Annotated in this window: 19 protein-coding genes; 15 read left to right on the forward strand and 4 right to left on the reverse strand. The window is 66.8% G+C overall.

The features are described from left to right. Positions 1-156 precede the first annotated feature (156 nt). The 4 genes from AB0M51_RS42440 to AB0M51_RS42455 form a co-directional block, all read right to left on the reverse strand. Complete coding sequence (locus AB0M51_RS42440; protein ID WP_363754600.1) at positions 157-615, reverse strand: hypothetical protein; 459 nt, start codon at positions 613-615, stop codon at positions 157-159. Positions 616-667: 52 nt separating this feature from the next. Next, complete coding sequence (locus tag AB0M51_RS42445; protein ID WP_363754602.1) at positions 668-1,351, reverse strand: hypothetical protein; 684 nt, start codon at positions 1,349-1,351, stop codon at positions 668-670. A gap of 258 nt (positions 1,352-1,609) precedes the next feature. Continuing rightward, positions 1,610-2,188, reverse strand: coding sequence for an HD domain-containing protein (locus AB0M51_RS42450; RefSeq protein ID WP_363754604.1), 579 nt, complete (start codon positions 2,186-2,188; stop codon positions 1,610-1,612). Between the two features lie 18 nt (positions 2,189-2,206). Next, entirely contained in the window at positions 2,207-3,322 is a 1,116-nt protein-coding gene (locus tag AB0M51_RS42455; protein ID WP_363754606.1) for a helix-turn-helix transcriptional regulator, read from the reverse strand. 259 nt (positions 3,323-3,581) lie between these two features. On the opposite strand from AB0M51_RS42455, the gene AB0M51_RS42460 reads away from it, so the two are divergent. The 15 genes from AB0M51_RS42460 to AB0M51_RS42530 all read left to right on the forward strand — a co-directional run bounded on the left by AB0M51_RS42460 (position 3,582) and on the right by AB0M51_RS42530 (position 15,101). Continuing rightward, positions 3,582-3,830, forward strand: coding sequence for a DUF6284 family protein (locus tag AB0M51_RS42460; protein ID WP_363754608.1), 249 nt, complete (start codon positions 3,582-3,584; stop codon positions 3,828-3,830). Next, positions 3,827-4,042 carry a hypothetical protein gene (locus tag AB0M51_RS42465; protein ID WP_363754610.1) on the forward strand — a complete coding sequence of 72 codons (216 nt, stop codon included), beginning with the start codon at positions 3,827-3,829 and terminating at the stop codon, positions 4,040-4,042. The genes AB0M51_RS42460 and AB0M51_RS42465 overlap by 4 nt, the downstream gene beginning before the upstream one ends. After that, positions 4,039-4,272, forward strand: coding sequence for a hypothetical protein (locus tag AB0M51_RS42470; RefSeq protein WP_363754612.1), 234 nt, complete (start codon positions 4,039-4,041; stop codon positions 4,270-4,272). The genes AB0M51_RS42465 and AB0M51_RS42470 overlap by 4 nt, the downstream gene beginning before the upstream one ends. Continuing rightward, positions 4,272-5,234, forward strand: coding sequence for a hypothetical protein (locus tag AB0M51_RS42475; RefSeq protein ID WP_363754614.1), 963 nt, complete (start codon positions 4,272-4,274; stop codon positions 5,232-5,234). The genes AB0M51_RS42470 and AB0M51_RS42475 overlap by 1 nt, the downstream gene beginning before the upstream one ends. Then, positions 5,234-6,919: a DNA cytosine methyltransferase gene (locus AB0M51_RS42480; protein WP_363754616.1), complete on the forward strand. Its 1,686-nt coding sequence runs from the start codon at positions 5,234-5,236 to the stop codon at positions 6,917-6,919. The genes AB0M51_RS42475 and AB0M51_RS42480 overlap by 1 nt, the downstream gene beginning before the upstream one ends. Then, a complete protein-coding gene (locus tag AB0M51_RS42485; RefSeq protein ID WP_363754618.1) occupies positions 6,916-7,104 on the forward strand; it encodes a hypothetical protein in 189 nt (62 codons plus the stop codon). Before AB0M51_RS42480 ends, AB0M51_RS42485 begins: the two co-directional genes overlap by 4 nt. Further along, on the forward strand, positions 7,101-9,440 hold the full coding sequence (locus AB0M51_RS42490; protein ID WP_363754620.1) for a cell division protein FtsK: 2,340 nt from the start codon (positions 7,101-7,103) through the stop codon (positions 9,438-9,440). The genes AB0M51_RS42485 and AB0M51_RS42490 overlap by 4 nt, the downstream gene beginning before the upstream one ends. 258 nt (positions 9,441-9,698) lie before the next feature. Then, positions 9,699-10,040, forward strand: a complete 342-nt coding sequence (locus AB0M51_RS42495) for a hypothetical protein (RefSeq protein ID WP_363754622.1) — start codon at positions 9,699-9,701, stop codon at positions 10,038-10,040. A gap of 31 nt (positions 10,041-10,071) precedes the next feature. Then, positions 10,072-10,413: a hypothetical protein gene (locus tag AB0M51_RS42500; protein ID WP_363754624.1), complete on the forward strand. Its 342-nt coding sequence runs from the start codon at positions 10,072-10,074 to the stop codon at positions 10,411-10,413. Continuing rightward, entirely contained in the window at positions 10,410-10,763 is a 354-nt protein-coding gene (locus AB0M51_RS42505; protein WP_363754627.1) for a hypothetical protein, read from the forward strand. Before AB0M51_RS42500 ends, AB0M51_RS42505 begins: the two co-directional genes overlap by 4 nt. Continuing rightward, complete coding sequence (locus tag AB0M51_RS42510; protein ID WP_363754630.1) at positions 10,760-11,038, forward strand: hypothetical protein; 279 nt, start codon at positions 10,760-10,762, stop codon at positions 11,036-11,038. The genes AB0M51_RS42505 and AB0M51_RS42510 overlap by 4 nt, the downstream gene beginning before the upstream one ends. A gap of 191 nt (positions 11,039-11,229) precedes the next feature. Further along, entirely contained in the window at positions 11,230-11,709 is a 480-nt protein-coding gene (locus AB0M51_RS42515) for a DUF2742 domain-containing protein (protein WP_363754633.1), read from the forward strand. A gap of 131 nt (positions 11,710-11,840) precedes the next feature. Next, positions 11,841-13,355, forward strand: a complete 1,515-nt coding sequence (locus AB0M51_RS42520) for a YfjI family protein (protein WP_363754636.1) — start codon at positions 11,841-11,843, stop codon at positions 13,353-13,355. Positions 13,356-13,428: 73 nt separating this feature from the next. Beyond that, complete coding sequence (locus AB0M51_RS42525; RefSeq protein ID WP_363754639.1) at positions 13,429-13,650, forward strand: helix-turn-helix domain-containing protein; 222 nt, start codon at positions 13,429-13,431, stop codon at positions 13,648-13,650. Further along, a complete protein-coding gene (locus tag AB0M51_RS42530; protein ID WP_363754642.1) occupies positions 13,647-15,101 on the forward strand; it encodes a tyrosine-type recombinase/integrase in 1,455 nt (484 codons plus the stop codon). Before AB0M51_RS42525 ends, AB0M51_RS42530 begins: the two co-directional genes overlap by 4 nt. Positions 15,102-15,227 lie beyond the last annotated feature (126 nt).

Raw genomic sequence — 15,227 nt, forward strand, 5'->3', positions numbered from 1 at the left:
TTCCGTAGCGGGGGCAGGATTTGAACCTGCGACCTCTGGGTTATGAGTAGGCACGGAGGTGTCTCAGCGCGTCGCGACAGTCCCGAACCATCAGCATTTCAAGGCTCAGTGACCGTCCGATTCGTCTCATCCGTCCCGACCGGGACCACCTTGTCTCTACCGTCCTGGGTACGGTTCTGGGTACGGATTCCGGCCCTCGCGGTGCCGCGAGAATGCCTGAATCTCGTCCCCCGACAGCGGCCTCAGAGCCGACGAGTGCGCCCACCGACCGGGATTCAGCGGGTGCCGCTCAAGGTAGGTGACGTACCCGTACCAGCCGTCCGACTCGCGCGCCCACATACGCAGCAGGGTCACCTCCGTCATCGTCGGAGAAACGGTCAGCTCGACATGGATCGTCGGATCGAGCCAGCGAGCATCACGCTCCGGCCGCTCCGCAAGTCCCGAGTAGCGCAGGGAGAGCGTCGCCGCCTGGAGGCCCGCCACGGGCCCCGTCAGACTCCTCGCGACCCACTCGCTCCGGGCGTTGTCCCAGATCCCGTACTGATAGGGGGCCAGCGTCGGGCTATCCCAGTCCCATCGATCGGTGAACCGCATCGGACCGCGCCAGTCGCTCATACGTTCGAATCTAAGCGACTACGCCCGCGCTGTCAGCAGGGGGCTCGTAGGGCTAGTCCGGAACACCCAGCTCGGCGCGAGCAACCGCCCGCCAATCCTCGCAATGCTCGATCAGCCAGTCGTCCGGCTCACCAAACTCTTTGGCAAGCTTATCGACTGCGAGATATTCCGGCTCATCCGGAGCCGGTTTGCTTGTACCAAATCTCTGCCGTCGATCGCGAGCAATCTTCGCGAACAGCTGCGAGCCACGAGACGGGTCTGCGCTCATAGCTGATGCGTGCGATTCGTATTTCGACGCTCGATATAGAAGATCTTCCACGGTGCTTTGGAGCTTCAACGCCGCCATGCGCGTATCTTTCGTTCCAATAATGGCGCATTGTTCGAGTTGCGCATCCAGGATCTCCGCTGCCTTCCTAATGCGCCCCAGCGCCAAGGTCACCAATTCAGGATGGGCATGGAGTGTAAATTCATACGTCGCCTGATACAGATCGTGAATAGCCTTGGATGCCGTCTGGTAGACCGTCAACCTGCGCTCACGCCACTCCAAAACGTCCTTGTAGTCGCGATCTTGCCGCTGCTGTTCTCGACTATCTGCGAGCTGGAGCCTGAGGCGTTCTGTCTCGGCGAGCTGCCGACGCCGATCGGCGTCGGCATCTCTCCGACTTTGCAACCACGCACCAATCTGCCCAGCAATCAGGCCGACGCCGGCCGTAGCGAGGATCGCCCACAAATTCACTTTCGAGCTTGTCCATTCACGCGTGGATCACTACCTATCCGCAGATACTCTCTTCCCGGCTTTCCGGGGGCGGCTCGCGTTCCATGTCTCGATCGTCTGCGGTCGCCAGCCTGGCGATCGGCCGAACATACGGTCAGGCTCTGGCATCTGGTGCCGAGTGATGTACGCGCGGACCGTCGAACCGGAGATGCCAAGGAAGGCCGCAACGTCGTCTGTCATCCACCAATCGGTCGGGAGCTCTTTGCCGGAATCACTCATCTACTTCTCCCGCCAACTCAACGGCGAAATCGTCAGAGCTACGTCCGCGATTCGCTGCGCGGTTTCCGTCTTGAGTGCGGCTCGCGAAGAGTCGATCCAGCTTTGCACTCGCTCAACACCGATGTCTCGATACTCGACTGCCTGGATTAGACACTCCAGCTTGTCGGCATCGTGCGCGCAGATCGCCTCCAACGACTCCCGAGATTCGTATTCACCTACGGCATCGATCACCGAATTTGCCACCGATTCCGGCATTCCGGCAACCTGATCTGCCGTGATCTCGGTATTGCCTCTCGCCTGAACATAGGGCTTGGCGCTGTGCGGAATGTCTCCGATGCGCGTCTCTTGCGAGTCGTGCCACAAGCCCATGTACGCCGCCCGAGCCGGGTCCGCACCTTCTGCCGCCGCGATAATCCCCGCCAACTGCGCAACACGAAGGCTGTGCTCCGCGATCGATTCAGGATCACGCACGCCGGCGTGCCACCAACCAGACCTCCGCTGCCGCTTCAAGACGCCCATCTCGAAAGAGAATGCCGCGATCGCCGCAGCTTCCTTCTGCTCCTGGTCGTCTGTGCTCATTCGCTTGCCGCCCTTCCCTTAGCGCCCTGCGAGCTGCGTCGCGAAGCGGAGATTCTGGAGTTCTTGTCGTGCGTGTCTGCTGAGTTCACTGGATTCAGCCTGTTCAATCGCAAGCAGAGTGCGGCTGCGCAGGTCGCCGTCTGATTCAAGCAGCTCCTTCCTCGCCATAACCAGACACAGAAGGCTATGGATGTTCATTTCAGCATTTCGAGGGTCGTCTAGGTGACCAATCAGATGTTCCGCCAGCCGACGCCCCGACCACGAGCGCGCTCCGAGTTCGACCATCTCACCGTCACTCGCGAATGTGTCTGGTATCTCACCGAGCCAATACGCCCAGTACGTAAGACTCGCAAGCGTCTGTCCGTCGTTAGCCAATGTTCCTTGGATGAAGTGCCGGACCGGCTCTAGGTCACCCTGCCGAGCGAGGGCCAACGACGCGGTCCTTGTAAGAATCCCGGAGGGCAGATCCTTCTCATTAATAGAACGCACTGCGGTTCTTTTATGTTCCCTCGAAAGCCATTGCGCCGTCTCCTCGCGACCATCGAACGCCAGAAGATAGGTTGCTTGCCTTCGAAGAAGAGTGGCCTCATTTCCGGCCACCTCAGCTGAAGTGCGCATCTGATCAAAAAACGCCTGTCGCATCGCCGCTGACATTTGCGGTCGATCAGCAACAGGTCCCCGAGCCTTCGGAAGCGGTAGGTGTCGAACCACTGAAGGAACTACCCCGGTAAAAGGCCAAGTCACCAACGAAACGAAGCTACGGCGATGGACGCTGGCCGCAAGCGGGTTCTCCCAAATCGGAAGCGTTCGTCCGCCCGCGCGAACTGCCGTCGTTAGGAACACATCAGCTTCGATCGCGGACGGGAGGAGCGCTGTCGCCGCTGTAGGCGCGCCCATCGACGCGAGGCGGTGGGTTAGTCGCATGAGATCCGCAGCCCGAAGCGCCGACAGTGGACGCCGGCCACTCTCCCAGCCCTGGATGGTGTTGTCGTCAACGCCGAGCCGCTCCGCGAGATCGACTTGCGTGCAGCCGAGCGAGCCTCGGACGAGCTTGAACAGGTATCCCGAAACGATGCCGAACTCGGGCGTCTCCCGGGAACCCTGCGCGACGGTCAGGGTTTTGCTCCTCGCCACTCGCTCAGCACCTCCGTTCGACGCCTGCATGGCCGCCCAGAACCCGTACTACCGGTCAGTTCATCACGGCTCGGTTCGCCAGCACAGTTGAGACATGCCGACGACACCAGTCTTGCAATACAGCACGTTTGCTGTAAAGCTATACAGCATCGGTGCTGTATTCGGCACCTCCGCAGTCCATACGAGCGACGCCCCGGTGGCTGGCACCACCGAGGCGTCTGGGTCGCACCAATCCATTGCGTAGAGGAGCACAACCCTGATGAGCATCATCCACCTTGCGGCTGTGACCGGCGAAGAGCCGAGTTCGGCCGATCTGGCAGCGATCGAGCGTGAGTGGCCGCTGATCGAGGCTGAGCAGGATCTGTTGGACGCCGAGATCGCGCTGTTGAACGCGGGTCGGGAAGCCTCGCCGCTGGACCACCGGCGTGTGCGACGTGCGGAGCGTCGGGTGCTGAAGGTGCGCCGCGAGCTGGCGAACCGTTGCCCGGAATCGGAGGACGCGGCATGACCGCCGCGACGGCACTGCCGAGCTTGGTTCAGGTCGATCTGGGCTGGTGGAAGGTCGCCGGCTACGACGTTGTCCAGGTCGTCTCTCCTCGTACGGCGTTGGGCACGGCCTGGGTGGTGTGGCGCGGTGACCACGTGTTGCACACCTCCGACACGCTGCCTGCCGCCGGTGAGTGGGTTTCGACTCAGCTCACGGGGGGTGCGCCGCGATGACCGAGTACGGGATCTGGTGCGCCGCGTCCGGCGGATTCGTTGAGACCGGGATCTGGCGTCTTGACGTCGCAGAGGCGCTGCTGACGGGCCTGCGCTGGGCGTACGAGGCCCCTGATGCACCGGGTGAGCCGGATGACCTGTCAGTTCGCCCGATCTGCCCGGACCACGAAGAAGAGCCGTGTGACCCGACCTGCGAGCTGTGCGACGACGAGTACGAGGAGGTTGCGTGATGACGACGCAGATCGTTGCTCCGAGCAACGCCGAGCAGGTCGGCAAGACCTCCGGTGTGGAGAGGCTGCGCACGCAGGCTGTTGAGGCGTCGCAGGTGCGGGCGCTGTCCACGCACCCGGACGTGGTGGCGCTGCGGGTCGAGTCCGTGCGTACCCAGGTTGACCGGTGCATGTGGGTCGGCATCGTGCTCGGTCTTGCGTTCACGATGGTCAACGTTCAGGCGTTCGCCGCGCAGGGTGCTCCGGTGGGTTCGCTTCCGTGGGTGGCCGCGTGGCTGCTGGACCCGATGGTGTCGCTGGTACTGATCGCGGTTCTTCGGGCTGAGCAGATCACCGCCCGGTACCAGGTCAGCGACCACACGAAGTGGATCGGCCGCACGAAGCGGTTCGCGTTCGCCGCGACGTACGCGATGAACACGTGGGCGTCGTTCGGTCACGGCGACGTGGCTGGCGTCGTGCTGCACTCGGTGCCGCCGGTGCTGGTGTTCTGCGCTGCCGAGACCGCACCGGTTCTGCGCGACCGGCTGACCGAGGCGGTACTGCGCGCCGAGCGGGCGGCAGCCCTCGCGGACCCGCAGAAGGCCGCCGAACGGCTCGACGGCCCGGCCGAGGCCCTGACGGCTCCCGAGCCGACTCCAGTCGCTCAGAACGCCGCACAGCCGCCCGAGCTGACCGCCACGGCGACCACGCCGGCGGACGTTGTGAAGGTTCCGCGCAAGACGGCCGCTAAGCCGCGCAAGAAGCCCGCCGCCAAGACCGGCCGCAAGCTGCTGGCTGACTACGTGGCCGATGCCCTCGCGGCCATCGAGCCGGGTACGGCATCCGCCGACGTGACCCCGGCGTGGGCGCGGCAGGCCACGGGCTGCTCTGCCGGGCTGTCCGCGAAGGTCGCGACCGCGGTCCGCGAGTCCCTAGCCAGCAACGACGAGATCACCGGCGAGTTCGAGCGGAAGGCTGCCTGATGACGCTGACTGTCACTGACCTGTTCTGCGGTGCGGGTGGTTCGAGCACCGGCGCGCTCCAGGTGCCGGGTGTGGTGGTGCGGCTGGCCGCGAACCACTGGAAGCTCGCGGTGGAGACACACAACACCAACCATCCGATGACCGATCACGACTGCGCTGACCTGTCGCAGGTCGATCCGCGCAAGTACCCGCGCACCGACATTCTGTGGGCGTCGCCGGAGTGCACGAACCACTCCCAGGCCAAGGGCCGCAAGCGCAACATCGACGCGACGCCGGACCTGTTCGGGGAGACGCTGCCGGACGAGGCCGCCGAACGATCGCGAGCCACGATGTGGGACGTGGTGCGGTTCGCTGAGCACCACCGCTACGCCGCGATCGTGGTGGAAAACGTCGTGGACGCCGCCAAGTGGGTGCTGTGGTCGGCCTGGCGCAACTCCCTCGACGCGTTGGGCTACTGCTCGCACGTGGTCTACCTGAACTCGATGCACGCCCAGGCCGGCGGGCTGCCCGCCCCGCAGTCACGCGACCGCCTGTACGTGGTCGCGCACCTGCGCACCACATCGTGCCCGGACCTGGACCGCTGGACCCGGCCGCTGGCGTACTGCGGGGGTTGCGACCGGACCGTGCGGGCGATGCAGGCGTGGAAGAACGCCGGGACCCAGTGGGGCCGCTACCGGGCTCAGTACGTGTGGCGCTGCCCGAACGTTGCCTGCCGCAACCAGGTCGTGGAGCCGGGGTGGCTTCCCGCCGCCGCCGCGATCGACTGGAGCCTGACCGGTGAGCGGATCGGAGATCGTGCCCGGCCGCTGGCAGACAAGACCATGCAGCGCATCCGCGCAGGCCTGGCGCGTTACGCCCGCCCGGAGCTGCTGGTGCCGGTGGAGGGCCGCGACGGCAAGACCGCCGCGTCGGCGTGGGATGCGATGCGCACCATGACCACCCGCAACGAGACGGGCCTGTTGGTCCCGGCAGGCGGGACGTGGAACGAGACCGCGACCCACACGGGCGAGGTGATGCGGACCCGGACCACGCGCGAGTCTGAGGCGTTGGTGGTGCCGCTGCGCAACAACAACACCACCAAGGCCGCATCCGCCGAGCCGTTTGACACGTTCGCGGCGAACGGCAACCACCACGCGCTCCTGACGCCGACGCCGCCAGCGGTGCCGAACTACGGCGAGGTGACCCGCGAGGACGTGTTCCTGGGTCGCTACGAGACATGGGAGCCCAAGCCGGGCACGGACGGCGCGGATCAGCACGGTCTGCTAATGCCGTACTACGGCAACGCGACCGTGCGCACCACGGACGATCCGCACGGGACACTGACGACCCGCGACCGGTACGCGCTGGTCATGCGCAACAACGGCTCGCGCGGTGACGGCGGTGAGATGTCCACGCCGGTCGGTGAGCCGCTGCGGACGCTGACGACGGCAGGGCATCAGTCGCTCCTCGAGTACGGCGTACCCATCGCTGTCGAGGACTGCCTGTTCCGGATGCTGGAGCCGCACGAGGTGTCCGCCGGCATGGCTTTCACCGCCGGGTACGTCGTGCTCGGCAACAAGCGCGAGAAGGTCCGCCAGCTCGGCAACGCCGTCACCCCACCGGCCGCCCGCGACCTGATTTCGGCTGTCGCGGAATCGCTCGGTCACGAGATCCCCGACCACAGCATGCAGGCGGTGGCGGCATGACAGTGAAGGTCCGGCTGTCCGGCGAACCCGAGCACATCGCCGCCGCCGTCGCCGTCCTGCGCGAGACGTTCGAGACCGCTGGCGGTGACCGCGCCTACCCCAACCGCGGAGCGTTCGGCGTCCGCGTCTACCTCGAAATCCGACCCACCCAGACCACCACCGGTACCACCGGGAGGAAGTCATGAGCACCAACCACGACAACGTCCGTCACCTTCACGGCGACGTTCACGACAACATTCAGGACCAGGTTCACGAGGGCGTTCACGACGTGGACTCGGGGATCGTTCATGAAACCGCCGAGCGGATCGACCCGAGCGACGTTCAGGACTCGGTTCACGAGGACGGGACCGGCACCGTTCACGACGGTGAGGTGATCGACGCCGAGGTGATCGAGGGCGAGATCCTGACCGAGGAGGAGTCGGCCGCGCTGGACGAGCGGCTGGCGAACCGTGGCGCGCTGGTCCGCCGTGCCGTCGTGACGGGCCAGGTGGCCAAGCGGGTCGCGGTGCGGGTCGGCACGCACGACCGGACCAAGACCAGCGGCAAGGCTGCCGTGCGGACCGCGTACACCGTCGTCAAGGGCGGTGAGTCGTTCGCGAAGCGGGCGTGGGACGCCGGGACGATGGGCGTCTACCGCCGCCAGATCAAGGCCGCCGAGGCCTCCGGTGACCGCGAGGCGCTGAAGGAGTGGACGGCCGCGAAGGAGGCCGCGACCGAGCGCCGGCACCGCCGCCTGATGGACGCACCGAAGCTCGCGTGGGGCGTGCTGAAGGTCGCGGCCGGTGCGATGCTGGCGACGCCGGTGATCGTGTTCGTGATCGCGGTGTTCGCCAAGCTCACCGGCTCGGGTTCGTTCACGGGCGTGTGGGGCGGGTTCTTCGCGCTGATCGGGTTCGTGATCGCGGTCGGTGGGGTGCTGTGGACGCTGCTCACGTTCGCGCTGCCGGTGCTGGTCGTGATCGCGCTGTTCCGTGAGGGCAAGCGCGCCGCTGAACCGCCGTCGTGGATGGTCACCACGGCCGATGCCGAGTGGGATTCGGCGATCGATGAGTCCACGATCGCGCAGGCGCTGGACTCGCTGCGGATCCCGAACATCACCCGCTACCTGAAGCAGGGCTACAAGTTGCAGTTCATCACCCCGGCCCGGCAGCAGGGTCGCGGCACGCACGCGGTGATCCGGCTGCCCGGAGGTGTGCCCGCCGAGCTGATCTCCAAGCGCAGGGTGGACCTGGCCACGAGCCTGCACCGCGCCGGTTCCGAGGTGTGGCCGACCACCGGTGACGAGGCCGGAATCTTGGATCTGTGGGTTGCGGACAAGGGCGCGCTGACCGGTGGTCCTGGCGCGTATCCGTTGCTGACCGAGGGTCTGGTGGACGTGTTCAAGGGCGTCCCGGCCGGGAAGACGCTGCGCGGTGACGAGCTGCGCGAGCCGGTGATGGGCCGCAACTCGATCGTGGGTGGCGCGCCGGGTCAGGGCAAGTCGTCGGCGTCGAAGACGTTCATGGCCGGGTGCGCGCTGGACCCGACCGTGGAGATGCGGATCTGGGTGCCGGACCAGAACTTCGACTTCGAGCGGTTCAAGCGCCGCTGCTCGCGCTACGTCATGGGAGCCGACGACGACTCGATCCGCCAGATCCGCGACGACCTGAAGGAGATGTACGAGGAGATGGGCCGGCGCGGCGACCTGCTGAAGGTCTACGAAGTCGAGCAGGTCACCCGCGAGCTGGCGGACAAGAACGTCGGCCTGCACCCACTCGTCGGGCTGTTGGAAGAGGCGCACGTGGCGTTCCAGCACGAGGAGTACGGCGAGGAGATCGCCAAGTACGCCGTCGCGTTGGTGAAGCTGGGACGCAAGCGCGGCATGCACTTCCGGGTGTCCACGCAGGCCCCGACCGCGACGTCGCTGCCCAAGGACGTCACTCGCAACTGCACCAACAACGTGGCGTTCTACGTGCAGGACTACGTGGCCAACGACGGCCTGCTGGGTCAGGGCGCGTTCAAGCAGGGCGTGCGGGCGACCGACCTGATCCCCGGAGAGAACCGCGGTACGGCGATCGTGAAGGGCTTCACCGCCGCGAAGTACGAGACGTTGCAGTGGTACTTCCTCGACGGTGCCGAGGGCAACGACCAGATCACGCCGATCATCGACCGCTCGCTGGCCGCGATCAAGAAGCGCGAGCTTCCCGCGCCGGGCGACTCCCGGCGACCGCAGATCGAGTCGCGGGACCTGCTCGCGGACCTGGACGAGGTGCTGGACGACGTGCCGGTGCGGATCGCGGACGTGCCCGCGCTGCTGAAGCGGCTCGCGCCGACCTGGGGTCCGTACCAGTCGCTGACCGGCAAGGCGCTGCGCGAGCAGCTCGCGGCCGACTACGGCATCAAGGTCGCCTCCACCGGCAACCGCTACCCCCTCGACCCGGCTACCGTCCGTGACGCTCTCGTGCGCCGTGAGCGCGACGCCGGCCACCCCGACACCGACGAGAACGGCGACGGAGACGAGGCTCCGGAGCTGGCGAGTTAGCCCGCCCACCGGGGTCGGAGACCGCTCGAAATCGGCTCTGACCAGGCAGTTTCCGGCCCCGGTTAACCCGGCTCACTCGCTAACTTTCCGCAGGTCACGCCCGAATTAGCCCTGCACGACGGTCCGGGTTACAGACCTAACCAGGTCACCGCCAGCTAACCGACCCCGCATCTAGCCCAACCATCCCGACAGGACGGCCGCCGACCGGTGCCCGCCCTGGCCGAACACACCCACTAGCCGCTACAGAAAGTGACGATCGTGACCGATCCCGTCCACGCCGTCCTGGTCGCAGGCTCAGGACTGGTTCTCGCCGCAACCGCCGTCCTCAACCACGCAACCGACGCGGCAACCGACGCCGCCGGGACGCTGACGCGCCCGCAGCAGGTCGCCGTCCTGCTCGTCGCCGCTCTCGTCCTGGGCGGGCTGTACCTGCTCGCCTGCGCGATCTGGCCCTACGCCAACTGCGCGCGCTGCAACGGGCAAGGCAAGTCCCGCTCCCCGTCCGGCAAGAAGTTCCGCAACTGCCCCCGCTGCAAAGGCACCGGCCGCCGCAAACGCATCGGCCGACGCCTCCTCGACCACCGCGCCACCAACCGCTGACCACCCACACAGCAAGGAGATCCACGCAACCATGACCACCCTCAACGCCGCAACGACGCCGCACGTGGTGACCATCTGCGGGTCCACCCGGTTCCGTACCGAGATCGCCGCCGCCAACCGCGAGCTGACCCTCGCCGGGTACGTCGTCCTCGCACCGGGCGTGTTCGCCCACAACGACGACACCGACGCCGAACCGATCAGCACTGCCGACAAGCAGCGCCTCGATCGGCTGCACCTGACCAAGATCGACCTCGCCTGCTGGGTGCTGGTCGTCAACCCCGGCGGCTACATCGGGGACTCCACCCGCCGCGAGATCGCCCACGCCGGCGCGGTCGGCGTACCGGTGCAGTACCTCGAACAGGTCGCGTCGTGAGCGCGGGCGGGTTCGACCCGTTCCGGCCGCCGATGATCGGTAGCCGGATCTGGGAGGAAACGATGACCGCCGCCGAGTGGTGCTGCGAGTGCACCGGTCAGTGCGGACGGCCCCACGCCAAGACCAAGGGCCGCTGCGGGACTGTCCACGGCACCGCACACCGGCTCACCGTCGTCGCCTCCGATCCGCTCGCCACCCTGGCCGATGCCGTCACCTCCACCGAACGACTCGCGCTGTGCGAGAGCTGCGACACCGGCCGCCGCCGCGTCGCCCAACACACCCGCGCCACCACCGCCGCCGACGCTGCCCAACCCGAGCTGTTCGACCTTCCAGGAGACCGAGCCGCATGACCATCCACGACACCGACCTGCCGGACGACGAGCAGATCGCCCACGAGTACGACGCCTACGTCGCCGCGCAAGAGTCCGAGCTGTCGGTGGCTCTGACCGCCGCCGCGAGCGCCGTGCACGCCGCGACCAGCGCCCTGCGCGAGCTGATCGAGCTGGACGCCCCGCAGTGGACCCAGACCACCGAAGGCGACGACGCACAGACCGCACTCACCGACGCCGCCCGCATCCTGCGCGCCGCGAACCGCTGCGTACAGGCCGCGACCTGGATGCCGTGACCCCCGGACAAAACGGACAGAACTGACAGAACCCCCACCGAGCGGGCCGGACACCCCGGGACAGAACGGACAAAACCGACAAAACCCCTAGTTCTGTCCGTTCTGTCCGTTCTGTCCGGCCCTCCCGACCCTGATCTACACGCCGACTCGCACACCGATCTGGACGCCGAGCTGTGGAAGGAACCGAGCTGATGAAGGTCCCGCGCTGGACACCCGCCGACCCGGCCGCGACCGTCGCGCGCCGCACCTGGGCCAAAGCGATGGTTGCCACCATCACCGACCCGACCCGCCTGCCGACGTACGGCACCCCGCACTGGGCAGCGCTGGCCGACGACGACCCGCGCAAGCTGGCCGCCGCCGTCATCGCCGCCGAGTGCTGGGCAACTGACCTGGACGAACTCCCCGACCGGGCACGCCGCGACCTCGACGCCGCCCGCGCCGCCGAAGACGCCCTCTGGGCAGAGGCGTTCGAGCAGGCACGCCAGATCGCCCACGCGCAAGCAAGTCCGGCCGCCTTCGCACTGCGCGCCCACTACGCCAAGACCCAAGCCGAACGGATCGCGGACGCCCGCCGACCCCGGCCCGGCGACCACCCCGGCCAGAACCCCAACCAGCCCGACCGCCACCCGAACCAGCACCTGGACGCCGTACAGGACGGAGAGGCCGCATGAGCGCCGAACGAGTCCCCGACTGGCTCCCGCCCCTACCCCCGATCACCGAGCCGCCAGACGACGACCCATGGGCAACCGAACCGACCACGCCGACGCCAGAAATCCAGATCACACCAAGGCATCACGACCGAATGGCCCCGCCGGCGAACGCCCTGACCGGAGCGACGGCCCTGGCGTGGGACGGCGAACCGGTGCCGTTGAAGACCGACCGTCTGGTCCGGCCGTTCCCCGTCGAGGTGTTCCCGGAGTGGCTGGCCGATCAGGTGACCGCGGTGGCCGAGGCGACCCAGACGCCGATCGACCTGGCCGCGTCCGTGGCGCTCGCCTGCCTGTCCACCGCCGCCGGTGGGAAGGTGCTGGTACGGGTCGATCGGTCCTGGGTGGAACAGGTCAACCTCTACACCGTCACGGCACTGCCTCCCGGGTCGCGCAAGTCACCGGTGTTCCGGTCGATGACCGGGCCGCTGTCGCTGGCCGAAGACGCGCTCCGCGAGCTGGCTTCCGAGCGGCGGGTGGAAGCCGAGCTGGCGTCGCGAGTCGCGTGGGCCAAGGCCGAACAGCTCGCCAAGAAGGCCGAAACCGCGCAGGCCGAACCGCAGACCGCGCTGGCCGACGCGACCGCCGCCGCCAAGGAAGCCGCCGGCATCGTCGTCCCCGAGCTGCCGCGCCTGATGACGGACGACGTCACCCCGGAGTCGTGCATCTCCCTGCTCGCCACCCACGGCGGCCGCATGGCGGTCCTGTCGGCCGAAGGTGACGTGTTCGCCACCCTCACCGGCACGCGCTACTCCGCCGCGCCCAACCTGGGCGTGTTCCTGAAGGGCCACGCCGGCGACAAGCTCCAGGTCGATCGCAAGGGCCGACCCTCCGAGACCGTCGAACGCCCCGCGCTCACTTTGGGCGTCACCACCCAGCCAGGCACCCTCGCCGGACTGGCCGCACAGCCCGGCTTCCGTGACCGCGGTGTGCTGGCTCGCATCCTCTACAGCCTGCCCGTCAACACCGTTGGCCAACGAGACAACCAAGCCGAGCCGGTACCGGAGGAGACCGAGACCACCTACGCCGACGCCCTCACCACTCTCGTTCTGCTGCTGGCCGACCACGAGACGCCTCACGAGCTCGCGCTGACTGCCGAGGCGCGGCAGGTGCTTCTCGAGTTCCAGGACTGGATCGAACCGAGGCTGCACCCGCGCACCGGGCAGCTCGCGCAGATCACCGACTGGGCTTCCAAGCTTGCCGGTGCCGTCGTACGGATCGCCGGACTCCTACACGTCGCCCACACCTTCACCACCGGTTACAGCCGCCCGATCACTGCCGACACCATCCGCGCTGCCGAACAGGTCGGCCGCTACTACCTCGACCACGCCCTGGCCGTCTACGACCTGATGGGCCGCTTAGACCCCGACCTGGACGACGCCCGCGCCGTCCTCGACTGGATCCGCAAACACGGCCACGACACCTTCAGCCGCCGCGACGCCCTCCGAGGAAACCGAGGCCGCTTCCCCACCGCCAAAGACCTCACGCCCGCTCTCGAACTCCTCACCGACCACGGACACATCCGCGCCCAGGCCACCACCGTCAGCAGCAAGGGAGGCCGCCCCAGCGACACCTACGAAGTCCACCCCAGCGTTCACGACGACCGCTGACCCCCCCGCAGGTTTTGTCCGTTTTGTCCGTTCTGTCCAGGCAACTCCGTCACTCCAGGGAGACGCAGTACCGATGATCGACACCACCGCACTTCCCGCTCTGATCTCAGTCCCGAAGGCGGCCGAGCTGGTCGGATTGAGCCGAGCTACCGCGTACCGGTTCGCCGCGTCCGGCGAGCTACCGACCCGGCGTCTCGGCGGTCGTGTGTACGTCGTAACCGACCGGCTTCAGGCTTTCGTTGACGGTGACAGCTCGGCGTCCATCAGCACCGAAGAGTTGGAGCGTGCCGCGTGAGCAAGCGACCAAGCATCCCCGGCGTCACGGTTGACCAAAGGGGAAAGAAGTGGGGATTCCGGATCGAGCTGGAACCGGACCCACTGACCGGCAAGCGACGCCGGCCGTTCACTGGCGGCTTCGAGACCGAAGATGCGGCTTGGGAGGCCGCGATCGAGGCCAAGAAGCGTGTCGCGATCGGCCGAACCGCGGTCGCGAAGAAGATCCGCTTCGGAGACTTTCTCGATGAATGGTTGGCGGCGAACGAAGACCAGTTCAAGAACACTACGAAGCAGAACTACCGCGACAACATCGACGCCTACATCAAGCCCGTAATCGGCTCACGGTGGCTCGGAGACCTGACGGTGCCGACGCTCAACGCCTTCTACAAACACCTGCGAGAGAACGGTCGCACCAAAGGCGATAACAACCGTCGTATGTACGAGTACTGGCTCGCGCATCGAAACGAGCGCGGCGGTGCTGGGCCACTGCCGCGTGACATTGCCGCCGCGTGTGGCACAAAGCTCGATGCCGCCCGCGAGGCGGTGCGCCGGTACAAGCGAGGACGCATTCCGGCCGAGTACTCACCTGGGCTCAGCCCCAAGTCCGTTCGAAACGTGCACGTCGTTGTCCAACTCGCGTTGAAGGACGCCGTGAGGTGGGACTACTTGCACACCAATCCAGCCGTCCATGCCGTCCTGCCACGGGAACGTGGCAGGCGTACAGGAAAGAAGCAGCACATGATCTGGACCCCGCCCCAACTCGGCGCGTTTCTACGCGTCGCCTTCCGCGACCGCTACAACGGAATGTGGGTGCTAGCAGCAACTACAGGAATGCGCCGGTCCGAGCTGGCCGGCGTCGAGCGGAAGATGATCGACCTGGACAACGGCACGCTGATCATCGAGGACACCCGTGTCGTAGTGCGCGGACGGGCAGAGGCGTCGGACGGCAAATCCGAATCGAGCCAACGCGAGATCTCGATCGACAGCTTCACCGCTCGCCACCTGCGCAGCTACATCGACCGGATGAACGAGGAGCGAGAGGCGTTCGGCGCGAGCTACCCGAATCACGACTACCTGATGGTCGGACCGGAAGGTCGGCCCCTGCATCCCGACACGATCACCGCGCGGTTCAACCGGCTCGTGGATCAGGCGGGAGTGCCGCGCATTCGGCTGCACGACGTACGTCACACCTACGCCACCATGGCCCAGGACGCCGGACACAACATCAAGACGCTCAGCGAGCGGATCGGCCACGCCGACGTGACCGTGACGGGAAAGATCTACACCCACAGGTCGCGGGGTACGGACCGTGCGATGGCCGACGCGATGGGTGAGCTGATCGAGCGCGCGGCCGCCGTGTACGAGGCTCAATCGGAGGGCTTGGGTACTGATCTGGGTACAGATCACGCGATCGAGCCAGATCGAGGACCCGACGACGAGCCGCCCGACCTGTCGGCGGTCGCATCGTAGGAAGGCCGACGAGCGAGGAAAACCGCAGGTCAGACCCATATTGCAAAGCGAAGGCCCGGACCTGATGGTCCGGGCCTTCTTCCGTAGCGGGGGCAGGATTTGAACCTGCGACCTCTGGGTTATGAG

It is taken from the genome of Kribbella sp. NPDC051137, from assembly GCF_040682535.1.
Lineage (GTDB): Bacteria > Actinomycetota > Actinomycetes > Propionibacteriales > Kribbellaceae > Kribbella > Kribbella karoonensis.